We start from the raw sequence: 25,435 nt of genomic DNA, 5'->3' as shown, positions 1-25,435 counted from the left end.
TGTAGTTTGAATGAATAAGGGTATAAAAAAATCCGCTCTGTCTTATGACAGAGCGGACCCGATTATCAGTGTAACTGACTGATGTGACAATGAGATCTAGCGGTAAACAATACCACCGTCGGTCAGAATAGCCTGGCCGGTGATGTAATCTGAATCATCGCTTGCCAGGAACGATACCAGTGCTGCGACATCATCAGGGGTTTGAGCGCGACCAAGTGCTATCCCGTCGACATATTTTTTGTAGGTTTCCCCTTTCGGCGCACCGGTAATCTCAGAGAAACGTTCATCAATTTCAACCCACATATCCGTCCCGACAATTCCCGGGCAATACGCATTCACCGTAATACCACTGCTGGCAAACTCTTTTGCAGCTGCCTGAGTCAATGCACGCACGGCAAATTTTGTAGCTGAATACACACCAAGTAAGGCGAAACCATCATGCCCGGCAATAGATGAGGCGTTAATGATTTTCCCTTTCTGTCCCCGTGCTTTGAATTTTGCCGCCGCAGCCTGGATGCCCCACATAGTGCCGTCAACATTAATACGGAAAATACGTTCCATATCTTCAGGCCGCACATCTTCAATTGCTTTCACCTGGGCGATACCTGCGTTGTTTACCATGACATCAAAGCCACCCAGTGCTTTTTCAGCCTTTTCAACCGCAGCAAAAACCTGATCACGCTGACTGATATCCGCGACTAATGTGACGGCTTTACGTCCCAGCGCTTCCACTTCTTTTTTAACCTTTGCCAGACTGTCTTCTTTCAGGTCAACCAGGGCAATATCTGCACCCTCTTTTGCCAACCGTAATGCAATACCACGACCAATTCCCTGCGCAGCGCCGGTGACCAGAACCACTTTACCCGTTAGTGACATTGTGTGCTCCTATGTGAGTGAGGTATTTCGTTATGATATTAATAATTATTAACCATACGCGTTTCTTTATAGGTTGCAAGCATCGGAGCACATAAGGCTCATAATAAAACCTCGAAATTCCACTTAAGATTATTTATTTATTCTGTATTTAATTCATCATCAAAAAAAATGACATTCATCATAATTAATAATGCATATTTAAATAATAAAATAATTATACTTGAATAAATATATACCCAACGTCATTCAGGATGCAGCCAACAAACCTGCTGTTTGAATGAATAAGGGTATAAATAAGGAGAAACAAACATGCGTTTATTATCCCCGTCAGAAAATAATAATAAAGAAGCTGACTTATTGCCACCTGTCTCACCTTCTGCTGACATTATAATTAAAAAAGAAATTATAACTAATCTGGAAAAAGGGAATATGCCGGTAGTCCATGCCATTGTTCTTCACCGGACAGGTGGTTCTTCTTTATCGGCCGCTATGGCTTCTTTCCGGAACAGTGGTATCGGAACCCACTTTATTATTGATAAAGACGGCACAATAAGACAGACCGCGAATACCAATAAATACGCTTACCATATAGGGAAAATTCGTGCGCGTTGTATGGAAGAAGGGACATGCAGCCCGGAAGAAGCGAAAAAAATAAAAGGGTTTGGCTGGGCGCCGACTAAAATTCATAATAATGAAAAAGTAAAAAAATACCCTGCGCGTTATCCGCTTAATACCGACAGTCTGGGTATTGAAGTTGTTGCCGGATATAATACCACTACAAAATTATGGGATCCGGCAACACCGCAACAAAAAACAGCCATTAATTACCTGGTGAAAAAATTACAGGCAACATTTAATCTGACTGATAAAGATATCTATGAACATGATAAAATTTCATATAAAACAGCCGGAGAAGGAGCGGGTCTTTATGTCGCCGGTTAATTTTTCCGGAAGATAAACAAAAAGACCCGCAATTAAATGCAGGTCTTTTTTATTTACCGGATATATTGACCGTTTAATTTACCGGCTTCAGCCTTTTTTAGCAGCCTGTAAATAGAGCATTTCCAGCGCGATAGTCGCACCCGCCAGTGCGGTAATATCTGACTGGTCATATGCAGGCGCGACTTCCACCAGATCCATCCCGACAATATTGAGCGGCTGTAACCCACGCAGTAATTTCAGGGCGCGATCAGTTGTCAGCCCGCCGATAACCGGTGTACCGGTGCCGGGCGCAAAGGCCGGATCCAGACAATCGATATCAAACGTCAGATACACCGGCATATCGCCGACAATAGATTTTACCTGTGCAATAACATCATCCACAGTACGGTCATTCACCTGTGCGGCGTCAATCACCGTAAAACCGTTATCAGTTTCATGTTCGGTACGGATACCAATCTGCACAGAGTGTGCCGGGTCAATCAGCCCTTCATTCGGTGCATGATAAAACATGGTACCGTGGTCAAACTTGCTGCCGTTACCGTAAGTGTCGGTATGTGCATCAAAATGTACCAGTGCCATTTTGCCGAAATGCTTTGCATGAGCACGCAGCAGCGGCAGCGTTACAAAGTGATCGCCCCCGAAAGAGAGACATTTTTTGCCGGATGCCAATACTTTTTCAGTATGCGCCTGCAATTTTTCGCTCATATCCTGCGCATCGCCGAATGCAAAAACCAGGTCGCCGCAATCCACCACATTCAGACGTTCACGCATGTCAAACGTCCACGGCCAGCGGTTACCTTCCCATGCCAGGTTCGTTGAGATCTGGCGGATAGCGGAAGGTCCCTGACGGGCGCCTGCGCGTCCGGAGGTTGCCATATCAAACGGAACCCCGGTTATCACCCAGTCTGCATCACTGGTATACGGCTGAAAATTCAGTGGCAGACGAAGAAAACCAAACGCATTAGAGACTAATGAGTTATCAGTCTGATTACCTAATGTGCTGTTAAGCATAATACTTCCTTATTCACGTTTTACCCCTTATTCCTTCAGACGGCAGGTTCGTTGGCTGCAGCCTGAATAACGTCGGGTATATAATAACGAAAAACAGATTTATTCATCTTCCAGATACGTATATCCGTAAAGACCACTTTCGAACTCTTCCGTAAAGGCCTGCTGTTCAGTTTCATCCAGATCAGACACTTTTACCTGATCACGGAAACGTTCCAGTAAAATTTTCGGATCCAGTTTCACATACTGAAGCATATCGGCGACCGTATCACCCGCTTCACTCTCCAGATAGCGGATCTGCCCGGTTTCACCGACATACACATCCAGCGCGGCGGTATCACCAAACAGGTTATGCATATTGCCGAGAATTTCCTGATACGCGCCGATCATAAAAAAGCCCAGCAGCGGCGGATTTTCCGGGTCATAAGACGGCATCGGCATGGTTGTTGCGACACCATCACCATCCACATAATGATCAATAATACCATCTGAATCACAGGTAATATCCAGCAGTACCGCACGGCGATCCAGTGGCTTATCCAGACCTTCAATCGGCAGCACAGGGAATAACTGATCGATACCCCACGCATCCGGCAGCGACTGAAACAGCGAGAAATTCACATAGAATTTATCTGCCATGCGCTCCTGGAGTTCATCGATAATCGGGCGGTGCGCACGGTTGCTCGGGTCAAGATCCTGCTGGATACGGCGACAGATATTCAGGTATAACCCTTCCGCCCAGGCGCGTTCTGTCAGGGAAAGCATCCCCTGCGCGTATTGGGTGTGGATATCATGCAGGTCAAGCTGGCTGTCATGCAGCCACTCACGCAGTGAGCGGGCATTGCCTTTAGTCTGCATCTCTTCCCAGGTTTCCCACAGGCTGGCGACCGGACGCGGTGCATCCTCTGCCGGTGGTGGCGCAAGCGGAAACTCATTGCGCTCCACCCCGATAACATTGGATACCAACACAGTGTGATGCGCGGTCAACGCACGCCCTGATTCGGTAATCACTGTCGGGTGCGGCAATCCGTGCTCTTCGCAGGCGTCACCAATTGCCCAGATAACATTATTGGCGTATTCATTCAGCCCGTAATTGACTGAGCAGTCAGACTGCGAGCGGGTACCTTCATAATCCACACCCAGACCGCCGCCGACATCAAAGCACTGAATATTAACCCCTAATTTATGCAGTTCCACATAAAAACGGGCGGATTCACGCACGCCTGTCGCGATATCACGGATATTTGCCATCTGTGAACCGAGGTGGAAATGCAGCAATTGCAGACTGTCCAGGCTGTCTGCCTGACGGAGCATTTCGATCAGTTGCAGCACCTGAGTCGCAGCCAGACCGAACTTGGATTTTTCACCACCGCTCGCCTGCCATTTACCGGAGCCCTGAGACGCCAGACGTGCGCGCACACCCAGGCGCGGCACAACATCGAGGCTTTTCGCCTCCTGCAATACCACGGCTATTTCAGACATTTTTTCAATAACGAGATACATTTTATGACCGAGTTTCTCACCCATCAGCGCCAGGCGGATATATTCACGGTCTTTATAGCCGTTACAGACAATAACACTGCGGGTCATGCCGGCGTGCGCCAGTACCGCCATCAGTTCCGCTTTGGAACCGGCTTCCAGCCCCAGCGGCTCCCCGGCACTTACCAGGGTTTCAATCACGCGGCGCTGTTGATTTACCTTAATCGGGTAAACCAGAAAATAATCACCCTTGTAACCGTAGGATTCACGGGCGCGTTTAAATGCAGCATTAATAGAGCGCAGACGATGCTGTAAAATCTGCGGAAAGCAGAACAGCGCCGGTAAACGGATGTGTTCACGTTCTTTCTGTACTTTACTGACCAGCTCAGCCAGATCGATTTTCGCCTGCGGCATATCCGGATTCGGGCAGACGGTGACATGACCTAAGTCATTAACACCATAATAACTGCCGCCCCAATATTCTATATTATAAGTCTGCTGCATCTTCAGCGCGATATTATCATTCATTGGTCATCTCCTGATTCTGGAGTGAAACTTACCTGTATGGCTGACATAAGCCTATCCCCCTTCACCGTGGGATAAATCTGTCCTGTTGACAAGTAAAAATTCAAAATGGATTACATCATCCGGAAAAACCGGACACAGATTTTACGGATTTAACCGGCTGCTCCGTCTGCTTACGGTATCCTGTCTGCCCGAATGAAGCAGATACGAATAATATCGCGCAGAGAACACGTCAGCCGGAGAGGAAGACAGTACAGGAAAAGAAGAAGTGGAAAACGACGCGGACACATGCATTGCAGCATGTGGCTGTTGAACGTCAACAAGCAGCAGATAATGGTTTATCAACCCATTTACCCCCACACAGAGTTACTCGCTGTAACCCCCGCCAGAATCACACAGAAAACCGGAGTTTCTGCCATTTATAACTGCAGGAAAACTGACAGCTATTGGGCGCAGTTTATACCGTTAATGACACAAAAATGCAAAATCAAAATGACAAACAGGTGTAAAAAAATAAGACACACCGGTAATACATTCGACGGACAGCGAAAAAAAGATGAAAAATTTATCAGCGCTATAAAATTTCTGGAACCGCTGCCGATTTTAACTTAGAATAGCCGTCTAGAAGTTAATACATCCATCAATGTACCGGAAGTTTACTTAAGGTAGAAAAATAATGAGCACACATCTTTTCACTTCTGAGTCCGTATCTGAAGGACACCCGGATAAAATTGCCGACCAAATTTCGGATGCAGTCCTTGATGCGATTTTAGAACAAGATCCCAAAGCGCGTGTTGCCTGTGAAACCTATGTCAAAACCGGCATGGTCATGGTGGGCGGAGAAATCACCACCAAAGCCTGGGTTGATATTGAAGAAATAACACGCCGCACTGTCCGCGAAATTGGTTACACCAGTTCATCAATGGGCTTTGATGCTGATTCCTGCGCTGTAATCAGCGCCATCGGTAAACAGTCTGCTGATATCAATCAGGGTGTTGACCGCGCTGACCCTGCTTCACAGGGTGCCGGCGACCAGGGCTTAATGTTCGGTTATGCATCAAACGAAACTGACGTATTAATGCCCGCACCAATCACTTACGCACACCGTCTGGTTGAGCGTCAGGCTAAAGTCCGTAAAAGCGGTATCCTGCCGTGGCTGCGCCCGGATGCAAAAAGCCAGATTACATTCCAGTATGATAACAACAACATCGTCGGTATCGATGCGGTTGTTCTGTCAACGCAGCACTCTGAAGACGTTACTCAGAAAGACCTGCATGAAGCGGTCATGGAAGAGATAATCAAACCGGTTCTGCCGGTTGAGTGGCTGAATCCTACCACCAAATACTTCATTAACCCGACCGGTCGCTTTGTGATTGGCGGACCAATGGGTGATTGTGGTCTGACCGGTCGTAAAATTATCGTTGATACCTACGGCGGCATGGCCCGTCACGGCGGCGGTGCATTCTCAGGTAAAGATCCGTCTAAAGTTGACCGTTCAGCGGCTTACGCTGCGCGTTATGTGGCAAAAAATATTGTCGCAGCCGGTCTTGCTGACCGTTGTGAAATCCAGGTTTCTTATGCGATTGGTGTGGCTGAGCCAACTTCAATCATGGTGGAAACATTTGGTACCGGGAAAATCAGCAATCAGCAACTGACTCTGCTGGTGCGTGAATTCTTTGACCTGCGCCCGTATGGTCTGATCCAGATGCTGGATCTGCTGCACCCTATGTATCAGGAAACGGCTGCATACGGTCACTTCGGCCGCCCTCAGTTCCCGTGGGAAAAAACCGACAAAGCAGAACAGTTACGTGATGCGGCCGGTCTGAAATAAGACTCCGCCACACACTTACTGCTGAAAGACAAAAACCGGCCTTCGTGCCGGTTTGAGATTGCTGACAAAGCAGGATAAAACGTGGTTTTTCCTGCTTTGTGTTATCAGCCGAAAATCAATAAATTGATTTTCCTGGTTTATTTTACAACCTCTTTTGGTCGTCAACAAACCTTGCAGGTTTGTCAACGGCCTGAAACCGGCCTTCGTGCCGGTTTTTTATCAGGTATTCATTCAGATCCGGCATACCATTAATTACATTTTGGTATTATTTTTAATCCAATCTTATTTTGTTTAAAATATCATCAATTCTGATTTTTGTTGCGGGTATATATATGAAATATATACATTCCTGTTATCATCGAAAACGTAAAAACGATACCTTTTATATTTCCCATACCGGACAATAATATCCCGGGTCCCGGACAAATACCGGCGAGCCCCCAGCCAATCCCGAACAACAGTGCGCCGGTCAGCAGAGGTTTATCGATTCGTGTATTGGACGGTAATTGCACCGGCTCACCACAGAACGACGTTTTACGGCGCTTTGCAATAACGAAAGCCACCATACTGATACTCATGGCGACCGCCATCGTCACTAATAAAGAGGGATCCCAATTTCCGGTGATATCCAGAAATGAGCGTATTTTTTGCGGGTTTCCCATTCCGGCTACCAATAATCCCAGACCAAATAATACGCCGCTGACTAATGCAAAAATAACCGGCACAGACGCCTCCTTATTTCATTAACCATACTGTCAGAAATGCACTGACCATAAATACCGCAACTGCCGTAAAAGAGCGCTTCGACAGCCTTGCCATGCCGCAGATACCATGTCCGCTGGTGCAACCGCTGCCCAGGCGCGTGCCAAATCCGACCAGCAAACCGGCAACAATCAGCAGCGGGTAGTCTGCCGCTATCACAACATCAGGCTGTCCCTGAATCAAAAAATAAATCCACGGGGAAATAACCAGCCCGGCAATAAAGGCAATCCGCCAGCCGCTGTGCGGTGAAAACACATTGGCAAGAATACCGCTGATCCCTGCAATCCGTCCGTTCAGCAGGAGCAGTGCAGACACAGCAAGACCAATAATCAGCCCGCCGAGTGCCGCACTTCCCGGTGTAAATGCTGCGAGATCAATGCTCATCCTGTTACTCCTCTTTTCTCGGGCAATAAAGCTGATATAACGTGTTCAGCAACACCAGCACTTTTTCATCTGCCACTGAATAATAAATACGTTTTCCATCGCGGCGGGTGCTGACCAGTCCCTCATTGCGCAATACGGTCAATTGCTGCGACAGTGTCGGCTGACTGATTCCCGAGCGCGCTTCCAGCTCACTGACATTACACTCCCCCTGACTCAGTTGGCAAAGCAGCAGCAGGCGGTCAGGATTTCCCAGGGTTTTCAGTAATGCCGCAACACCTGCGGCGGCTTCCTGCATATCAGTAAGCTGTGTGGATATCATCCAATTTATCTCCCGTTACATTATATGGAATTATATTATATTGTTTTTGGATATATTCAATCCTCTGATAACGGTTGCAGCTTTTTCCGGGTATCGTTAAGCTGCGTTCATGAAACCAATCCGTGTTCCCACCGCACTACAGCAAGCGTGCATGCAAACACTGCGCGACTATTTAGCCCGCGCCAATCTTGCACTGAATGAAACATTTCCCGAACCTGAACTGAATTACCGCCAGCGTGGTACTACTGCGGGCAGTGCCTGTCTGCAAAAATGGGAGATCCGACTGAATCCGGTTCTGCTGACTGAAAATGGTGAACAGTTTATTCAGGATGTTATCCCGCACGAGCTGGCGCACCTGCTGGTTTACCGTCGTTTCGGGCGGGTAGCGCCTCACGGGAAGGCGTGGCAGTGGATGATGAGTTCCGTACTGGGCATGCCCGCGGCAAGAACACATCAGTTTGATGTGACATCTGTACGCAGCCGGACATTTACTTACCGCTGCCAATGCAAAACGGCACATGAACTGACTGTCCGCCGCCACAATAAAGTGTTACGCGGGGAGAGCCAATACCTGTGCCGCCATTGTAAAAGTGTACTTGTTGCTGATACTGCCTGTGTTACACCAGATCCGTCATAACGTGTCTGGCGATTTCGAAATAGATAATCAGCCCGGTGCCATCAATCAGCGTCGCAATAAACGGAGCCGAAACAACCGCAGGATCAACTTTCAGGCGCTGAAGCACCATCGGAATGATAGATGAAACAACCGCACTCCAGACCGTGATACAGACCAGTGTCAGACTGACCACTACCATGATTTCCGGACCAACACCAAGGAACCAGGCGCGGATCATCCCGGCACAGCCCATGGTAAATGCGACCATCAGTGAGGTGGTCAGTTCTTTGCGCAGTACCGCACCGATATTACGCAGTCCCACTTCTCCAAGCGCCATTGCCCGCACCAGCGTTGAGGTTATCTGCGTACCACTGTTACCACCGGTGCCTATCAGCAGCGGAATAAAAAATGCCAGAGAGATAGCCGCTTCCAGCTGATCCTCAAATGCCTTGAGAACCGTTCCGGTGTACGCTTCTGCCACAAACAGCATCAGCAGCCATACTGCACGCTTGCGCCACAGTGTGACCGGGCTGGTACTCAGATACGGCTCATCCAGTGGCTGTGAGCCTCCCTGTAATGCCGCATCCTGTGTATTCTCATCCTCAATCAGTTCCGCGATATCCTGCGGGCGCAGAATACCTGCTAGTTTACCGAACTGTACCACCGGTACCGTATCAATCCCGCTGTTGTTAATCAGTTCAAACACGTCATGGCGTGTCTGTTCCGGTGAAACAAAGAAGTAATTCTGACGCATCACCTCTGCGACAAACAGCTCTTCCCCTGACGTCAGCAAGGCTTTCACCGGCAGAATGCCATTCAGGTAATTATCCTCATCCAATACATATAAATAGGTGGGGATTTGCTCGCCCTCAAGCTCTTCACGCAGAACGTGTTTTACCTGTGCGATGGTGTCAGATACTGCCACGCGGATGTAGGCCTGGCTCATGTAAGCGCTGACGGCGTCTTCATCGGTGTGGGTCTGGCGTTCGGTTTGATGTGGCGGATTGACGGACGGCGTGGTCATGACCAGCGCATCCGCTTTTTCATAGTGAGTTAATTTCATGATGTGTGACCCTAATGTCTGTTATGAACTTCAAACAGCACTCCAATAGGGGCGAAACCAGATGAGAGAATGCGTAGGCTATCTCACGTCTCGGTTTTAGCACTATACAACGTATCCTGCGTAATTTGCAGGAAGTTACTTCGGGTTATACCTTCATTCGATATAACCTGTCCTAATCTTGGGCGTCTCGCGACGTCGTCAGATCAGCAACCTCTGTTTGTATAGGAGCCTCGCCTAACGAGATACTGCACCTTAAATGCGGTGCGAATTATAACTCCCGTAAATTATATGGCGAGGATTAAACCACTTTCGTTTAGAAAGCATTTAACTAAAAAGCATTTAACTAAATATACCCAACGTCATTCAAGATGCAGGAAGGCGGCAAGCTCCGATTGCCGGGGAGCATACATCAGTATGTGACCCGGCAAGCTGAGCGCAGCCAACACACCTGCAGTTTGAATGAATAAGGGTATAGTGTTTCAGATGCGGGAGCCCAGATCACTGTCAGACTCATCGCCGGAAAGCTGCCGGGTCACTTCTTCACAACGGATAATTTTTCCGTCAGCCAGATGAAAGCAGGCAAAAACTTCGAACGCTACCAGCTCACCGGTAATTTTTTCCGCTTTTGCAATATGTTGTGTATGCACGCACTGCTCACCCTGTGCGATAGATTTTATCTCAATAACTATAGACCGGGTGGCCATTTTAAGGGCATTAAGATGGGCAAGAAACTCAGGAAACTGAATTGTCTGACCATTCACCACCTGAACATATTTGCGGGAGAAATAGGTATCGACTAATACTTCATCCCCGATATGTTTACCGAGAACATCAGTCAGTGCGCGGGTGACAAATTCTGCATTCTTCATTATCCAAAATCCTTTTTATTGTTATCAACAATATAGAATAGCGATAAAATGAATTTATTGCAGCCTGAAATGAAAAAAGTGCCGTCTGACGGCACTTTTTTTCAATAATAAATAATTAGGTCTGACACAAAATCAGGCTAATTCAACATTCCCCTGTAACTGGCAACTGCACGCCAGTACATAACCCTGCTCAATTTCTGCCGGGGTCAGTGTCATGGTGCTGGTTGTGGTGTATTCACCACTGCGGATCCGGGTTTTACAACTGCCGCAAACGCCGGCACGACATGCCGCCATCACAGGTACTTTGTTAGCTTCCATTGCCGCCAGCAATGTCATTCCCACCGGTACATTCACCTGACGCAGCGGAGACTGAATTGTCATCGTGAGGGTTTTTTCGCCGGTTTCAGCTTCCGGCTCCGGCCCGAAACGTTCCATAAAGAAACAGCCCGGCGCCACATTCAGTGACTGACAAAATGCCTGCACGTTTTTCATATAAGGCGCAGGACCACAGGTCATCACCGTATGCTGTGCAATATCCGGGATCAATGAGAGCAATTTTTCCTCTGACAAACGCCCCGCCAGTAAATCATCGGCTTCATCACTGTTTTCCACCATCAGGATCAGACGCATACGCTCCGGGAACGTATTCAGCAAATGCTGCCATTCCTGTGCAAAAATCACCTGCTGCTTATCACGCACGTTAAAAATCACCGTGACCTGACTTTCCGGCTGACGATTGAGGATCCAGCGGGTCATTGACATCACCGGTGTCACGCCACAGCCTGCCGCCAGCATCAGATAGCGGTCTGCCGGACGGGATGCACAGGTAAATTCACCCTGCGCATCAGACAGCCAGAGAAAATCCCCCGGTTTCACATCATGTGTCAGCCAGCCGGAGCCCTGTCCGTCATCCAGACGGCGGACCGTCAGGCTCAGAAACGGACTGAGTTCCGGTGTGGACGATAATGTATAAGCACGCAGCGTTTCGCCGCTGTTACGAATGCTGACCAGCGCATACTGTCCTGCATTGTACTGATAGAAATCGTTATTGATCAGATTGATAGTCCACACATCCGGGGTTTCCTGCTTAACAGAATGGACCTGCATGCGGTTCGGACATAAAGACGTCGGCATTGTCATCGGGCTCTCCTGACTCCGTACCGGAGAGCGCCGCGCGGGCACTCTCCGGTTATAACAGTTACAGCGATTACGCGCCTAAAATAGCGTGTAAGTCGTTTTCAACAGTAGTAATCGGGCGCATACCGAATTTTTCATTCAGTACATTCAGCAGATTTTCAGTCAGGAATGCAGGTGCGGTCGGGCCGGTAAAGATATTTTGCACACCTAATGACAGCAGGGTCAGGAGGATAACAATCGCTTTCTGCTCAAACCAGGATAACACCAGACTCAGTGGTAAATCGTTAACACTGCAACCTAATTTTTCTGCCAGTTTCACTGCCAGCATAATCGCAGAGTACGCATCGTTACACTGACCGACATCAAGCAGACGCGGTAATCCGCCTTCCAGGGTGCCGAAATCCAGTTTATTGAAACGGTATTTACCACAACCCAGGGTTAAAATGACGCAATCCTGCGGAACTTCACGCGCTAAATCAGTGTAGTAGCTACGTTCACCCAGGCTGCCGTCACAACCGCCGATCAGGAAAACATGACGCAGTTTTTTCGTTGCAACAAGGTCGATTACGGCATCAGTTGCACTCAGCAGTGTTTCACGACCAAAGCCGACGGTGATCAGGTGTTCAATTTCGCTGTACGGGAAACCGTCCATGCCCTGAGCCTGCGCGATAATATCGCTGAAATCATCACCCACAAGATGCTTCGCACCCGGCCAGCCGACAATACTGCGGGTCCAGATACGGTCTGTATAATTGCCGACATTCGGATCAATAATACAGTTGGATGTCATCACAACCGGGCCCGGGAATTTAGCAAACTCAGTTTGCTGATTCTGCCAGCCGCTGCCGTAGTTTCCGACTAAATGCTTGTATTTATTCAGTTCAGGATAACCGTGGGCAGGTAACATTTCACCGTGGGTGTAAATGTTGATCCCTTTACCTTCAGTCTGCTGTAACAGCATGTGCAGGTCTTTCAGGTCGTGACCTGAAATTAAGATTGCTTTACCCGCAACAGGGCGCACATTGACAGTTGTTGGTGACGGGTTGCCGTATAACGCAGTTTCACCCGCATCCAGAATTTCCATCACAGCAAAGTTCATCTGACCAATTGCCATTGAATTATTTAATAATTCATTCATATCTGATGGTGTTGTACCCAACCACGCCATCAGTTTATGGTACTGGCTGTAGATATCATTACTGTATTTGCCCAGTACATGGGCGTGTTCCATATACGCTGCCGCACCTTTCAGTCCGTACAGGCAAAGCATACGCAGACCGTGAATATCATCACCGACTGCCTGTTTATCTTTATTCAGTGCAAATTCTTCAGACTGTTTCACCAGTGTCGCAATATCCGTGCCCTTCAGTTGCAGGTTTGCTAACGGGTGATCCAGAACCATTGCCGGATTTTTTTCCATGCAGAGCTTCATCAGTCTGTCGCGCAGGTAAATCGCTTCCTGTGCATAACCGATAATGCGCTCTGAATCAAAGTTGACATTGGTTAACGTTGAGAAAAAAGCACGTGGTGCAAAGCTGTCTGTGTCGTGATCGATGATACCCGATTCACGTGCAGCAACTGCCCACGCAGAAAGACTTTCCAGTACCGCGACCAGCAGATCCTGTAAGTCTGATGTTTCTGATGTTTTACCACACATGCCCTGGGAATAAGCACAGCCATTACCCACCGGCGTACGCATCGTTTGTTCACATTGCACACAGTACATGCTCTTGCTTCCTTATAAGTTGTATTTTATATGCAACATAAGGATACGCCAATTCAGACCGGAGAAAAGACGTTTTACCGGCAATCACAACTTTGCTTGATCTAAAGCAAATATTAAACATCACAACACATCAATAAAACGAATGATTAACATTCTCAATGTCTTCCGGCGCAATATAACTGCGTAAAATCAGCATCTGCGTAACCTTTTGTTAAAAAAACATTGCGTGTCAGTAATGGTTATTATTATCATTACGTTTCTTATTTTCTTACGGAATACGACGCAATTATGACAATCCGTCACACACACCACCGCCTTACCCTGCTGGCTTTTTCCCTTTCCTCTGTCTGCTTTGCAGGAACTGGCGGAGCAGAAAACAAAGAAGAGCCGATTGTTGTGGTCGGCAACTGGCTGGATAACGCTGACAACAGTGATACTCTGCTGAATCACGGCGGTGCGCGAACCATCAAAACCAAAAAACAGATTGATGAGTCCGGTGCACAAACCGTTGCAGATGCCCTGCGTGGTATTCCGGGTGTTCAGGTGCGTGACAGTAACGGCACCGGCGGCAGTGATGTTTCACTGAATGTCGGGATACGCGGGCTTCCCGCACGACTGTCTCCGCGCTCCACCATTCTTCTCGACGGTATTCCGCTGGCAGCCGCTCCCTATGGCCAGCCGCAGTTATCAATGTCCCCGCTCTCTTTAGGGTCAATAAGCAGTATAGATGTCATGCGCGGCGCGACCTCAGTCCGCTACGGGCCACAAAATGTGGGTGGTGTGATTAATTTTGTCACCAAACCCATTCCGGCAACCTTTGGCGGCTCTGCATCAGTTAAAACACAGGGCGCACGTACCGGCGGGCTGAAAACTCTGACGGACGCCTCGGTGGGTGGCTCAAAAGAGGATGGCTCGGCAGGTGCACTGCTGCTCTACTCCGGCCTGCACGGTCAGGGATACCGCAAAAATAATGATAATACGGATATCGACGATATTATTCTGAAAACCCGTTATACCCTGAGTGAAACGGATGAATTGCTGGCTAATTTTCACTATTACCATGCTCAGTCAGGGATGCCGGGCGGGCTGACCGACGCGCAGTATAAAGCGGATCCGTATCAGTCTGTCCGCTCATTTGACCGCTTTGAGGGTAACCGGCAGGATATGTCATTCAAATACCGCCATCAGGAAGATGATAAGCAATTTGAATTACTGACCTGGTTCAGCAAAAGCTATCGCGGCAGCTACATTGAGAGTGAAGGAAAAGATAAAAATGCCGGTAACAGCCGCCTGATTTCCTACCCGCGTCATTACACCGCGTATGCCATCGAACCGAGCTATTCACAACTGTTCCGCTTTGATAATCAGTCCCATGAAATCACTTTCGGTTACCGCTATCTGAATGAAACCGCTGATGAAAAAGCCTATCGCTCCGGCTGGTATCAGACCGGGTCACAGGGTTCGCGCCCGGATACCGGTGATTATTACCAGCACACCTCCGGCGGCACCGAAGCGCATGCCATCTATATTGATGATACGATCAATGCAGGTAACTGGACTATTATCCCGGGGCTGCGTTATGAAAACATCAATATTCATCTGGATGATGGTTTCCGTAATCAGTATCGCAGCAAAAGTTACAGTGAGCCTCTGCCGGCACTGTCAGTTATCTATCATATTGATGACCAATGGAAAATTTTCGCAAACACCGGAAGTTCTTTCGGCAGCCTGCAATACTTCCAGCTCAATACCGGTGGTGCAGGTAATGATCCGGCAAACGGACTAAGTGCGGAAAAAGCCCATAACTATGAAGTCGGCACCCGGTTTGATGACGGATTACTCTCTGCTGAAGCAACGGTTTTCTATATCGACTTTAATGATCAGCTGCAATATATCGAAAATTCCACCGGCTGGACAAATCTCGGTGCCACAACACATCAGGGTATTGAGCTGGCGATAAATTATGATTTGAGTGAAATGGCCCCGGCACTCGATGGCGCAAGTATTTACAGCACTTATACTTACACCAAAGCCGTCAGTAAACGCGGTAATTTTGCTGATAAAGACCTGCCGTTCTACTCCCGCCAGGTCTTCACCGCCGGAACCCGTTATGAAACAGGCAACTGGGTCTGGAATCTCAATACTTACGCACAATCAAAACAGCAGTCACCGGGAACCGGAAAAGACTATCTCACCGAAGGCAGTGCTGACGGGCGGTACGGAATAATCCCGGGCTATATGATGTGGGATGCGCGCACAGAGTATCATTTCGGTCCGCAGTGGTCAGATCTGACACTGTCAGCCGGGGTGAAAAATCTGTTTGGCCAGGCGAGTTTCACCCGTTCAACAGATAATAATTACGGTATTTATGCCGGACAACCGCGAACCTTCTTTGCTCAGGCATCCGTAACTTTTTAATAAATAAGTGTTTAATATGATAAATCAACATACTCACGCTGCCGGGCGTTTTCCGGCTCGTTTTCTGAATACCGGTATAGCCTTGCTTCTGACCATGCTGTCATTCAATGCAGCGGCACAACCGGTAACCGTCACCGATATCGCCGGGCGCACCGTGACTGTCAATGCGCCGGTCTCCCGCGTTATGCTGGCTGACAGCCGGGTGCTGGTTGCACTGAACATTCTGCACCCCGCCGAACCACTCAAAGGTATTGTTGCGTGGGATGATGCGCTGACTAAAAAAGCGCCTGACCTGCGCATCGCCTATGAAAAAGAATTTCCGCAACTGGCTGATATTCCGGTATTTCCAAATCCGTACACAACTGATTTCAGTGTCGAAAAGGCTCTGACTCATCAACCTGATCTGGTCATTTTTGATACCGGATTACAGAGTAAAGTGGCGGAAAGCGGCACATTGGATCTGCTGGAAAAAAGCGGTATTCCGGTTATATTTGTCGATTTTCGTCAATCTCCGCTAAAAAATACGCAACCGAGTATGACACTGCTGGGACAGGTATTCGGACAGGAGAAACAAGCAGAAGCCTTTAATGATTTTTATAACCGGCGCCTGACCCTTATCCGTTCACGCGTTGCACAAATACCGGCAGATAAACAACCAACTGTCTTTATTGAACGGGCAGCCGGTCTTGCCGGGGAAAACAGTTGCTGCAAGACCTTTGGTAACGGTAATTTCGGGGAGTTTGTTACTGCCGCAGGCGGTCATAACCTGGGTGCGGACTGGTTTAAAAACACGATGGGCGGGGAAGTCAGCGAAGAACAAATCATTGCCGCTGATCCGCAATTTTATCTGATGACGGTCGCAGACTGGCAAAGCACCCGCAAAGGCAGCGCTTCAGTCCCGCTCGGCTATACCGGCTCTGCCGTCCGGGCTGTTCCCGCACTGGAAAAACTGATGGTGCGTCCGAAACTGCAACACCTGAGTGCTTATCAGGAAAAACGGGTACTGGCGCTGTATCAGCAATACTATGATACGCCGTTTAATATTATTGCTGTTGAAGCGATAGCAACCTTCCTGCATCCGGAAACTTTCCGGGATTTAGATCCGCAGGCTGACAGCCTGATGTTGCATAAAACCTTTACCGCACTGGATGGCAGCGGCCTGTTCTGGCTCACGCCTGATACAGATTAATTTTATATATCAGCAAGTGCAGCCGCGCCATTCATCAGTGACGCGGCTGTACTTATCGTCATATCCTGCCCGCAGACTGACTATTTTTTGTCGTATAACTCATTTGCCACGTCAATGCTGTCCGCATTAATATCACGGATATGATCCCGCGTCAGACGGTACACCACAGGGCTGAGTAACATCAATGCAATCAGGTTCGGAATAGCCATCATTGCATTCAGCGTATCGGCCAGCAGCCAGACAAAATCCAGAGACTGCGTGGCACCAACCGGTAATGCAATAATCCATAACACGCGGAATACTTTGATCGCTTTCAGACCAAAGAGATACTGAACACATTTCTCACCATAAAAACTCCAGCCGAGGATAGTGGTGAATGCAAAAATGGTCAGCGCAACCGCCACAATATAGTTCCCGCCAGGAATTGCGGCTTTAAAGGATGATGCGGTCAGTGTTGCACCGGTTTCACTGGTTAACCAACCACCCATAATCACAATCGTCAGTCCGGTGACGGAACAGACAATAATGGTATCAATGAAGGTGCCCAGCATGGCGATCAATCCCTGACGGATAGGGTTTTGTGTTTTTGCCGCAGCATGGGCTATCGGCGCACTGCCAAGACCCGCTTCATTAGAGAAAACGCCGCGCGCCACCCCAAAACGGATCGCCGCCCAGACTGCGGCACCGGCAAAACCGCCCTGCGCCGCCACCGGGGTAAATGCAGAGGTGACAATCAGCGAAAATGCCGCCGGAACTTCACTGATATTCAGCGCCAGTACCAATAACCCTGCACCAAAATAGCCGACGGTCATCAGGGGCACCAGTTTGCCCGCAACATCAGAAATACGGCGGATCCCGCCAATCAGTACCGCACCGACCAGTATTACCAGCACGGCACTGGTAACCCATTTGTTCACCCCGAAGTTGCTTTCCAGCACATCCGCCACTGAATTTGCCTGAACCGTATTTCCGATACCAAAACTCGCGCAGGCACCAAAAAAAGCAAACAGTGTTCCCAGCCAGATCCATTTCGAACCCAAACCATTTTTGATGTAATACATCGGGCCACCGACATATTGCCCGTATTTATCGACTTCGCGAAAGCGGACAGCCAGAACCGTTTCTGAATATTTTGTTGCCATCCCGACCAGAGCTGTCATCCACATCCAGAACAGTGCGCCCGGCCCGCCCATCACGACTGCCGTTGCCACTCCGGCAATATTACCGGTTCCGATGGTTGCGGACAGCGCGGTCATCAGCGCATTGAACGGCGAGATTTGCCCTTCCCCGCGCGATTCATTACGCTGAAACAGTAATTTAAACCCGGTACCCAGTTTACGGATCGGCAAAAAACTGAGCCGTACCTGCATAAACAACCCCACACCCAGTATCCCCACCAGCATTGGTACGCCCCACACAATGCCGTTTAACGTCCCCAGCCACTCTGTAATTAAGTCCATTCATTCCTCCTGACCGGCTCTGTTATTTTTATCTTATGCACCACAAATGAGTAACATTTATTTATCATTTACTAATAAAGCCGAAAAATGTATAAACTGCGAGCAAAAAACGGCCAAAAACGTGTCGGATGTTTGATAGTGTGAGAGGAGTCACTCGTCGTAATCGGAACTAAAATAGTGCGTTATTTTTCCGGTGATGGATAACTCAAATTTATATGAGGGATTTTACTGTGCGGAGAAATGAAAAAACGCCATGCTGCCGGAAAGCCGACAACACAGCGTGAGGGTCTGGTTTTTACGGGTGATCAGGCTTTTTTACGGGCAATCAGAGTAGCAAAATTCAGGCAGATCCGGTTACCTGCCGCATCAGTGCGGTGCAAATGGCCCGGATTTTCATTGTATTTCAGGATCTCCCAGTCTGCGTAGGCAGCGGAGAGCTCACCGGGCTTCAGGAAACAGTCAAACGGCAGTTCATCGTACGGCATATTATCCGTCTCTACCGGACAGACAATCAGGTTATAACCACCGGGAAGGGTATGAGCCTGCATATCGGCGATGATCGCGGCAATATTTTCTCTTTTCAGGAACATCAGCACTACAGTGGAGATAATGATGTCGTAATCATCCTGCAAAGCATGCTGATTGATATCGTACACTGCGGTGCGGATATTACTGATCCCGCTGACCGCTTTTACATCCTCAATTGCCTGAATATGCTGCGGATTAATATCTGTGGCAGTCACATCATAGCCGAGTTGTGCCAGGAAAAAACTGTTGCGACCGCGACCGGAGCCTAAATCCAGGGTTTTGCCGGGTTTGGTCATTGTCACCAGTTCACGGACTTCGGAGTGCGGACGGGTCAGACCATGAATTTTGTAAAATTCATCTTCCTGTTTACAGTGAAAAGCGAGCTGACAGGAAATATCATCACTGACAGACTCAATTCTATGCCACACCTGCGGATCAAGACGCGGCGGCTGATGTTCAGTATCAAAGTGGTAACGGGTCTCTTCACCGTTTTCACCGAAAACGACAAAATCCATTTCTCCGGCCAACACGGATAATTGTGCCCATGTGCCTTCCGCCGTATTATGCCTTTCCATAAATGCCATCGGAATAGTGTTTTTTTGCCAGACCGGCAGAGTTTTATAACAGACCAGATTTTCCATTTTACGCCTCACCTTAAAGATGCATATTAAATGCATCTTATACCCTTTCCGGTGAGGCGTAAATGCCTTTTATTTCTTCTGAGCAATCACTTTATTAATCCCTTCAAAAACGAAAGGTTTAGTCTCAACAAAGTCATTTGCCACATCGCCGGAGTAAATATTTTGTTGCTCAGGCCCTAAATCCAGTTTCTTCACTTTGCCGTTTTCTTTGCTGAAATCCACTTTCTTCAGGTCAACCCAGAAGATATTGGGCGTCAGTGCGGATTCAAAGAAATAAATCTGACGTTTATGATCGACCACCGTGCGCCAGCGGGTAGAAGAGATATTCGGCTCTTCTTCCGTATTCAGCCCGAACGGCACAGAGACATTGCGGATCACACTAAAGACTGATGCTACTGCTTTATTCGGTGTGGTTAATTTAGGAATAGCATTGATATAAAAAGAGCCGCGCGCAAAACGATCAGCAGAGCGGTTGGTGCCCGGCAGCATAACTGTGCCGTTAATCTGCTGCCAGTAACTGTCCAGCGCCAGTTGCTCACTGAATACCGGGGAGTTGGTCATCACCTGATATTTTTTGTTGTGATGAATAACCTGCTTACCATCAATGTATTCAATAATTGCACTGTCACCGGATGCATCTGACAGAGAGAGATGCAGTGTCGCCAGACGCTTTTCACCCGGAACTTTATCTGTAATAACATCAAACGGTTCTTTTTCCAGGGCAGCAACTGCCTCTGCCACCGTTGCATAGTTATCCAGCACATACTGCGCCCATGCTGAAATGCTCAGCGTCTGTTTACCATTTTCCGGGTCAGGATAGGATGATTCCACCAGCCAGAGCAGGTTTGCAACTAACCCTTTTTCGTTAATCCCGTCAGTGGTAGAAATATCATAGCCGGAAGCGGTCACACTGCCGTATTTAGACACCCATTTAACCGAGTTTGGCCCTGCGGCACCATCACGCGCCATGCCCCGCGGGAAAATCCATAAATTAGTGCCGACATCACTTTTCCAGTCCATTGACCGTGCCGTGATCACCTGCGAGTCATCCCCCAGATACACCAGGCGTGTGCAGGCAGAAGCTATCTGTGCTGCCAGTAATGTAGCCGACGCAATTGCACCGGCAAGCATAAATTGTTTAAATCTCATGGAAAAATCCTCTTCATTGCGTCCGGCAACCGGCACATTACCGGTTACGCATCCTTGTTACTGTAATGGTTATCAGGACTTAGCGGTAAAGGGTGGTTTGGCAAACCAGACCAGCACAATCAGACAGATAAAAACCCCGCCTGAAAGCCAGAAAATTTCATTCGCGCTGATAATTAATCCCTGCGCAGTTATCTCTTTTGCGAGGTACGCCGATGTCTGTATCTGCGACATACCATGCTGCGCCATTTCCTGATACATCTGTACCGACTCAGGATTATACTCTGTGATTGACTCAGTTAACTGAGAATGATGTAACGATTCGCGTCGGCTCCACAATGTTGTGGTGATCGACGTTCCTATCGAGCCCGCCAGTGTCCGGAAAAAATTCGCCAGCGCGGAAGCTGAAGCCAGCTTTTCCGGCGGCAATCCCGAAAGCGTGATGGTTGTCAGCGGCATAAAGAAACAGGCAACCGCAAACCCCTGAACCAGTTGTGGCCAGACGGACGCATAAAAATCCATTTGCGGCTCAAATGTGTATGCCCGCCAGTAGAAACAGATGGCATATATCACGAAACTAAAGGTTACAATCCAGCGCAAATCCACCACATTGGATATTTTACCGACAAATGCCGAGATCAATATCGGCACCAGCCCGATAGGCGCCAGCGCCAGCCCTGCCCACTCCGCCGTATAGCCGTATACCTCCTGCAACAACTGTGGTAACAGAACAATTGCGCCGAAATAAACCATATACGCCAGACTGACTGAAAGTGTCCCGACCGTAAAGTTTCGCGACTTAAACAGAGACAATTCGACAATCGGGTTTTTATCTGTCAGCTCCCAGATAACCAGGAACACAAGCGCTACCGCAGCAATAACTGCCAGTGCAACAATTTCATCCGATTCCAGCCAGCCGAGATCTTTTCCTTTATCCAGCAGGATTTGCAGACATCCTATACCGACTATCAGTAACGATAAACCAATCACATTGAGCGGGACTTTTGTGGTTTTCGATTCCATGCCACGCAGCAGCATCAGGCTGACAATCACCACCGCTATGCCGATCGGAACGTTGATAAAGAAAATCCAGCCCCAGTGGAAATTATCACTGATATAACCACCCATAATTGGCCCGCACACCGGCGCCAGAATGATGGTCATCGACCACAATGCGAGCGCCGTATTGCGTTTCGCAGGAGGATAGCTTTTCAGCAACAGGCTTTGTGACAGCGGAATAATCGGTCCTGCAACACCGCCTTGTAATACACGGAAAAAAATCAGCATGCCGAGGCTATCAGACAGCCCGCACAGCAAGGATGCCAGGGTAAACAGCCCGACTGACCAGATAAACACGCGGACTTCACCGAAGCGTTTAGCCAGGAACCCGGTGATAGCAATAGAAATGGCATTCGATACCCCGAACGAGGTAATCACCCAGGTTCCCTGCGAGACAGACGCCCCGAGATTACCCGAGATAGTCGGAATAGCCACGTTGGCAATGGTGGAGTCCAGCACCTGCATAAAGGTCGCCATCGCCAGTGCGATGGTCGCCCAGACCAGTCTTTTTCCTGTTAACGGTTGATTATCCACAATAAACCCCGTACAGCTTAACTGGCATTGTCTGTAATGATTTGTGCAATCACAACATTCACCGGCGCAAGATCCGGAATAAGCACATCACTTTTAAACGCCGGGGTATCACGCTGAACATTCGCCAGCACCTGACCACCGGTATCTTTTGTTTCAATAGTGACATTCATGGACAGCCCGATACGCAGCGGGTATTTTGCAATCTGCTGAGGATCTAACTCCACCCTGACCGGCAGGCGTTGCACCACTTTAATCCAGTTGCCGGTCGCGTTTTGCGCCGGAAGCAGTGAAAATGCGCTGCCGGTGCCCATATCCAGACCGGCGACTGTGCCGTTAAATATCACTTTACTACCATAGAAATCGCTGGTGATCGTGACCGGTTGCCCGATCCGCACATCGCTGAGTTGCGTTTCTTTAAAGTTAGCATCAATCCACACCGGCTCTGCCGGAACAATCGCCATCAATGACGCATTCGGACTGACCTGCGCACCGACCTGGACATTGCGCCGTGAAACATATCCGGTAAACGGGCTGCGGATTTGTGTACGCTGAAGGGTTATCCAGGCATCACGGACTTTATCTGCCGCCTGTAATACTGCGGGTTGATCCGCCAATGCCGTTGTTTTCAGCAGCGCTTTCGTGGCATTAAATTGCTGCACTGATGCATTCAGAGAGGCCTGAGCTTCTTCCACGGCTTCACGTGAATGTTGCAGATCCTCTTTGGAAATAGTTCCCCGCTGCCCCAGCACACTCCGCCGTGCATAATCACTTTTCGCCTGATTCAGCAGCACATTTTTCTGTGCAATCACCGCACTGAGCTGGTCACGGTTATAGTAAAGCTCCTGTGTCTGGCGCACTATTGCCGCGAGGTCATGCCGCGCCTGTGCATAAGCCAGTTCAGCATTGGTTTTATCCAGCACCACCAGTACATCCCCGGCACGCACCAGATCGGTATTCTCAAAATTTACCTGTGTCACATTACCGGTGGTTTGCGCCACAATCGGCACCTGAAGTCCCACCACATAAGCATCATCTGTATATTCCTGATAGCGCAGAACCATAAACCAATAAATCAGATAACCCGCCAGCAATATAATAAACAGCAGAGTTGTACCGATAAGCCAGGCTTTTCGTTTTGCAGGGTGAGTCGAAGATGTATGTTTATCGGAAGGTTGGGCGGCAGAAGACTGCGTTGACGTGTTGTCCATCAAAATACCCCGGTCATTAAAATTAATTCAATACAATATTATTGCGCACAGAATAGCCTGAATAAAGGCAAAAGTAACGATAAGCGAAATAATATGGCGAATCAATGAAAACGAAATAAACAAAAACAAAATATCCGACTGATATAATGAATTGTGTGATTTATTTGTCGGTTTATGATGCCCTGCAATGCAATATAAAGAAATGTCCGGAAATGAAAGTAATATCCGCTTCACACTTTGATATTTCTTTGTGTCCGAGCTTCACAAAAAATACCCCGCTGAATAAGATTTTGAAAAAAGCATACCGATTATTCGATTAGCAGGTTCATTTTCGGGTACGAACGTATTTTATTTTGTCAGGGTTCAGAAAAAACAGCACAATTTGCACAATGATCATACCGGGAGCGACTTTTACAATGAAAAAAAACCGCAGATAAAATAAATACCGGCGGATTTTTTACAGTGTGACAGAAAAATCAATCAGATAAAATCTGTCGCAATGCTTCTGCGGAAGCGGCTTTATCCGGCACCTGAGTAAATAATTCATAAAAATCACCGACGATACGACAGGTCATTGCCGGGTCTTTTGCACCTTCTTCAGGGTTTGATAACAAATTAACCTGATCACCGTATTTCTCACTCAGTTTCTGTGAAACTGAGCCTAATACCTGCCAGGCATCATGCTCAGAAACAGAATGACTATTTCTGTTTTCCGTGGATGACGTCAGGATCAGATTTACGGTTTTTAACATCCGGATATCCGCTTCATTATAAGAAACAGCCAGTTTATCCTGCGGAAATTTATTCAGTCCCGGGAAAAAATTATTAAAACACAGTTTCCCGGACGGATCTTTTATCAGATATTCGTCTGCCTGCTCTTTAACCGCCACTGCAAAGGCATTTAACGCCTCGTCAGAAGCATAAGGAACACGATCGATTAATAACACCGCCGTCAGCTCTGTAATTTTATTCACCCATGCCAGTTTTTGCTCATAGGTCATTGAATCGTAATCACCCATCTCGCGTTTTATTTCTTTATATTTTTCAGGTGAGATTTTACGCAGTGACTCAAGAAACAGAAATGATTCCGCCATCATCTTTTTTTCTACAGTAGCGGATGTTTCCCCCGCGTTGATACTGAGCGACTCCCGTAAAACCGGCGGCTTAGTTTTCGGCGTTCCCATATAATAACCGGCGCCTGTAAATGCAGCAGCGACAATCAGCATCAACACCAATTTTATTACTTTACCCATACTTTCCTCTGATCTTACCGGCAACATATAAAAATATACTGGCATAAATAAAGAAGTCCCGCTATAGCCGTATCCATTCAAACGGCAGGTTTGCCGACTGTACTCAGCTCGCCGATCATATAGTTTATCTATGCTGCCATCTGCCTGCATCTTGAATGACGCCGGTTTTAAATAAAAAATAGTTTGATATTTTAAAAAATAGTTTATAAAAAAATTTGACATCCATCACATAATTGGTATGATACCTCCATCGAAGCGAAAGACGCTTTAACCCTTAATTCAAACGCAGGAGTTCATTATGAAAAGCATCAAAACTTTCTTCTCAAATCTGACCCGTGCTGCTGCTATCATTGCTAAATACAGCAAAGCATTCTCATCATCAGACAGACAACAAAAAAGCGCCTTCATGGCGCTTTTTTGTTGTCTGTAATTAGGAGTGTACTCCGTACACCGTTATTTACA

22 protein-coding genes and 1 riboswitch are annotated in these 25,435 nt (G+C 47.9%); of the genes, 6 read left to right on the top strand and 16 right to left on the bottom strand.

Annotated features, from left to right (window positions below):
* Positions 1-96: 96 nt before the first annotated feature.
* On the bottom strand, positions 97-876 hold the full coding sequence (locus AYY17_RS20025; protein ID WP_067426830.1) for an acetoin reductase: 780 nt from the start codon (positions 874-876) through the stop codon (positions 97-99).
* Between the two features lie 309 nt (positions 877-1,185).
* Between AYY17_RS20025 and AYY17_RS20020 the strand changes: the two genes are divergently transcribed.
* Complete coding sequence (locus AYY17_RS20020; protein WP_082981460.1) at positions 1,186-1,818, top strand: peptidoglycan recognition protein family protein; 633 nt, start codon at positions 1,186-1,188, stop codon at positions 1,816-1,818.
* Positions 1,819-1,905: 87 nt separating this feature from the next.
* On the opposite strand, the gene speB is transcribed toward AYY17_RS20020, so the two are convergent.
* Positions 1,906-2,829 carry an agmatinase gene (gene speB, locus AYY17_RS20015; protein WP_067426827.1) on the bottom strand — a complete coding sequence of 308 codons (924 nt, stop codon included), beginning with the start codon at positions 2,827-2,829 and terminating at the stop codon, positions 1,906-1,908.
* A gap of 99 nt (positions 2,830-2,928) precedes the next feature.
* On the bottom strand, positions 2,929-4,833 hold the full coding sequence (gene speA, locus AYY17_RS20010) for a biosynthetic arginine decarboxylase (protein WP_067426826.1): 1,905 nt from the start codon (positions 4,831-4,833) through the stop codon (positions 2,929-2,931).
* 673 nt (positions 4,834-5,506) lie between these two features.
* Here speA and metK point away from each other — a divergent pair.
* On the top strand, positions 5,507-6,661 hold the full coding sequence (gene metK, locus AYY17_RS20000; protein WP_067426821.1) for a methionine adenosyltransferase: 1,155 nt from the start codon (positions 5,507-5,509) through the stop codon (positions 6,659-6,661).
* A 302-nt stretch (positions 6,662-6,963) separates the two neighbouring features.
* On the opposite strand, the gene AYY17_RS19995 is transcribed toward metK, so the two are convergent.
* From AYY17_RS19995 to AYY17_RS19985, 3 genes are read right to left on the bottom strand one after another with little or no spacing between them, the layout of a single operon-like run.
* Positions 6,964-7,386, bottom strand: a complete 423-nt coding sequence (locus tag AYY17_RS19995) for a DUF6691 family protein (protein WP_067426819.1) — start codon at positions 7,384-7,386, stop codon at positions 6,964-6,966.
* A 10-nt stretch (positions 7,387-7,396) separates the two neighbouring features.
* Complete coding sequence (locus AYY17_RS19990) at positions 7,397-7,807, bottom strand: YeeE/YedE family protein (protein ID WP_067426817.1); 411 nt, start codon at positions 7,805-7,807, stop codon at positions 7,397-7,399.
* A 4-nt stretch (positions 7,808-7,811) separates the two neighbouring features.
* Positions 7,812-8,126: an ArsR/SmtB family transcription factor gene (locus AYY17_RS19985; RefSeq protein WP_067426814.1), complete on the bottom strand. Its 315-nt coding sequence runs from the start codon at positions 8,124-8,126 to the stop codon at positions 7,812-7,814.
* Between the two features lie 109 nt (positions 8,127-8,235).
* On the opposite strand from AYY17_RS19985, the gene AYY17_RS19980 reads away from it, so the two are divergent.
* Positions 8,236-8,763 carry a SprT family zinc-dependent metalloprotease gene (locus tag AYY17_RS19980; RefSeq protein WP_067426811.1) on the top strand — a complete coding sequence of 176 codons (528 nt, stop codon included), beginning with the start codon at positions 8,236-8,238 and terminating at the stop codon, positions 8,761-8,763.
* Here AYY17_RS19980 and AYY17_RS19975 read toward each other — a convergent pair.
* From AYY17_RS19975 to hcp, 4 genes are all read right to left on the bottom strand, one after another.
* Positions 8,744-9,766 carry a magnesium transporter gene (locus tag AYY17_RS19975; RefSeq protein WP_412779030.1) on the bottom strand — a complete coding sequence of 341 codons (1,023 nt, stop codon included), beginning with the start codon at positions 9,764-9,766 and terminating at the stop codon, positions 8,744-8,746. The genes AYY17_RS19980 and AYY17_RS19975 overlap by 20 nt on opposite strands.
* Before the next feature lie 114 nt (positions 9,767-9,880).
* Positions 9,881-10,054: riboswitch (M-box (ykoK) riboswitch) on the bottom strand.
* Between the two features lie 230 nt (positions 10,055-10,284).
* Positions 10,285-10,674 (bottom strand): hypothetical protein, encoded by a 390-nt coding sequence (locus tag AYY17_RS19970; protein ID WP_067426806.1) that lies wholly within the window; start codon positions 10,672-10,674, stop codon positions 10,285-10,287.
* 132 nt (positions 10,675-10,806) lie between these two features.
* Positions 10,807-11,814 carry an NADH oxidoreductase gene (hcr, locus tag AYY17_RS19965; protein ID WP_067426803.1) on the bottom strand — a complete coding sequence of 336 codons (1,008 nt, stop codon included), beginning with the start codon at positions 11,812-11,814 and terminating at the stop codon, positions 10,807-10,809.
* A gap of 67 nt (positions 11,815-11,881) precedes the next feature.
* Positions 11,882-13,537: a hydroxylamine reductase gene (gene hcp, locus AYY17_RS19960; RefSeq protein ID WP_067426798.1), complete on the bottom strand. Its 1,656-nt coding sequence runs from the start codon at positions 13,535-13,537 to the stop codon at positions 11,882-11,884.
* A gap of 288 nt (positions 13,538-13,825) precedes the next feature.
* Here hcp and AYY17_RS19955 point away from each other — a divergent pair, with 288 nt between their 5' ends.
* Together AYY17_RS19955 and AYY17_RS19950 are read left to right on the top strand one after the other, a co-directional pair.
* On the top strand, positions 13,826-15,955 hold the full coding sequence (locus AYY17_RS19955; RefSeq protein ID WP_067426795.1) for a TonB-dependent receptor family protein: 2,130 nt from the start codon (positions 13,826-13,828) through the stop codon (positions 15,953-15,955).
* Between the two features lie 16 nt (positions 15,956-15,971).
* Positions 15,972-17,144, top strand: a complete 1,173-nt coding sequence (locus AYY17_RS19950; protein WP_412779027.1) for an ABC transporter substrate-binding protein — start codon at positions 15,972-15,974, stop codon at positions 17,142-17,144.
* Positions 17,145-17,224: 80 nt separating this feature from the next.
* Here AYY17_RS19950 and AYY17_RS19945 read toward each other — a convergent pair whose 3' ends face one another.
* From AYY17_RS19945 to AYY17_RS19920, 6 genes are all read right to left on the bottom strand, one after another.
* Complete coding sequence (locus AYY17_RS19945; RefSeq protein WP_067426792.1) at positions 17,225-18,604, bottom strand: alanine/glycine:cation symporter family protein; 1,380 nt, start codon at positions 18,602-18,604, stop codon at positions 17,225-17,227.
* 305 nt (positions 18,605-18,909) lie between these two features.
* The gene (gene tehB, locus AYY17_RS19940) at positions 18,910-19,773 is read right to left on the bottom strand and encodes an SAM-dependent methyltransferase TehB (protein WP_067426790.1); all 864 of its coding nucleotides are present in this window, start codon (positions 19,771-19,773) and stop codon (positions 18,910-18,912) included.
* Between the two features lie 69 nt (positions 19,774-19,842).
* Positions 19,843-20,922, bottom strand: a complete 1,080-nt coding sequence (locus tag AYY17_RS19935) for a linear amide C-N hydrolase (RefSeq protein WP_067427187.1) — start codon at positions 20,920-20,922, stop codon at positions 19,843-19,845.
* A gap of 72 nt (positions 20,923-20,994) precedes the next feature.
* Positions 20,995-22,515: a DHA2 family efflux MFS transporter permease subunit gene (locus tag AYY17_RS19930; protein ID WP_067426787.1), complete on the bottom strand. Its 1,521-nt coding sequence runs from the start codon at positions 22,513-22,515 to the stop codon at positions 20,995-20,997.
* A gap of 14 nt (positions 22,516-22,529) precedes the next feature.
* Positions 22,530-23,720, bottom strand: coding sequence for an EmrA/EmrK family multidrug efflux transporter periplasmic adaptor subunit (locus AYY17_RS19925; RefSeq protein WP_067426785.1), 1,191 nt, complete (start codon positions 23,718-23,720; stop codon positions 22,530-22,532).
* Positions 23,721-24,196: 476 nt separating this feature from the next.
* Entirely contained in the window at positions 24,197-24,973 is a 777-nt protein-coding gene (locus AYY17_RS19920) for a hypothetical protein (protein WP_067426782.1), read from the bottom strand.
* Between the two features lie 298 nt (positions 24,974-25,271).
* Here AYY17_RS19920 and AYY17_RS22600 point away from each other — a divergent pair, with 298 nt between their 5' ends.
* Positions 25,272-25,403 carry a hypothetical protein gene (locus tag AYY17_RS22600; RefSeq protein ID WP_268873075.1) on the top strand — a complete coding sequence of 44 codons (132 nt, stop codon included), beginning with the start codon at positions 25,272-25,274 and terminating at the stop codon, positions 25,401-25,403.
* The last annotated feature ends 32 nt before the right edge of the window (positions 25,404-25,435 follow it).

The organism is Morganella psychrotolerans (assembly GCF_001676055.1).
Classification (GTDB): domain Bacteria; phylum Pseudomonadota; class Gammaproteobacteria; order Enterobacterales; family Enterobacteriaceae; genus Morganella; species Morganella psychrotolerans_B.
Note: the sequence above shows the minus strand (reverse complement) of the source record. Positions and strands in the feature narration are given on the sequence as shown.

Bases quoted from the DNA above. Each gene is read 5' to 3' on its own strand.
- AYY17_RS19945 (WP_067426792.1), bottom strand. From the start codon at position 18,604: ATGGACTTAATTACAGAGTGGCTGGGGACGTTAAACGGCATTGTGTGG.
- AYY17_RS19970 (WP_067426806.1), bottom strand. From the start codon at position 10,674: ATGAAGAATGCAGAATTTGTCACCCGCGCACTGACTGATGTTCTCGGT.
- AYY17_RS20025 (WP_067426830.1), bottom strand. From the start codon at position 876: ATGTCACTAACGGGTAAAGTGGTTCTGGTCACCGGCGCTGCGCAGGGA.
- AYY17_RS19990 (WP_067426817.1), bottom strand. From the start codon at position 7,807: ATGAGCATTGATCTCGCAGCATTTACACCGGGAAGTGCGGCACTCGGC.
- speA (WP_067426826.1), bottom strand. From the start codon at position 4,833: ATGAATGATAATATCGCGCTGAAGATGCAGCAGACTTATAATATAGAA.
- AYY17_RS19980 (WP_067426811.1), top strand. From the start codon at position 8,236: ATGAAACCAATCCGTGTTCCCACCGCACTACAGCAAGCGTGCATGCAA.
- AYY17_RS20020 (WP_082981460.1), top strand. From the start codon at position 1,186: ATGCGTTTATTATCCCCGTCAGAAAATAATAATAAAGAAGCTGACTTA.
- metK (WP_067426821.1), top strand. From the start codon at position 5,507: ATGAGCACACATCTTTTCACTTCTGAGTCCGTATCTGAAGGACACCCG.
- AYY17_RS19955 (WP_067426795.1), top strand. From the start codon at position 13,826: ATGACAATCCGTCACACACACCACCGCCTTACCCTGCTGGCTTTTTCC.
- hcp (WP_067426798.1), bottom strand. From the start codon at position 13,537: ATGTACTGTGTGCAATGTGAACAAACGATGCGTACGCCGGTGGGTAAT.
- hcr (WP_067426803.1), bottom strand. From the start codon at position 11,814: ATGACAATGCCGACGTCTTTATGTCCGAACCGCATGCAGGTCCATTCT.
- AYY17_RS19935 (WP_067427187.1), bottom strand. From the start codon at position 20,922: ATGAGATTTAAACAATTTATGCTTGCCGGTGCAATTGCGTCGGCTACA.
- AYY17_RS19975 (WP_412779030.1), bottom strand. From the start codon at position 9,766: ATGACCACGCCGTCCGTCAATCCGCCACATCAAACCGAACGCCAGACC.
- AYY17_RS22600 (WP_268873075.1), top strand. From the start codon at position 25,272: ATGAAAAGCATCAAAACTTTCTTCTCAAATCTGACCCGTGCTGCTGCT.
- AYY17_RS19925 (WP_067426785.1), bottom strand. From the start codon at position 23,720: ATGGACAACACGTCAACGCAGTCTTCTGCCGCCCAACCTTCCGATAAA.
- AYY17_RS19950 (WP_412779027.1), top strand. From the start codon at position 15,972: ATGATAAATCAACATACTCACGCTGCCGGGCGTTTTCCGGCTCGTTTT.
- speB (WP_067426827.1), bottom strand. From the start codon at position 2,829: ATGCTTAACAGCACATTAGGTAATCAGACTGATAACTCATTAGTCTCT.
- AYY17_RS19920 (WP_067426782.1), bottom strand. From the start codon at position 24,973: ATGGGTAAAGTAATAAAATTGGTGTTGATGCTGATTGTCGCTGCTGCA.
- tehB (WP_067426790.1), bottom strand. From the start codon at position 19,773: ATGGAAAATCTGGTCTGTTATAAAACTCTGCCGGTCTGGCAAAAAAAC.
- AYY17_RS19985 (WP_067426814.1), bottom strand. From the start codon at position 8,126: ATGATATCCACACAGCTTACTGATATGCAGGAAGCCGCCGCAGGTGTT.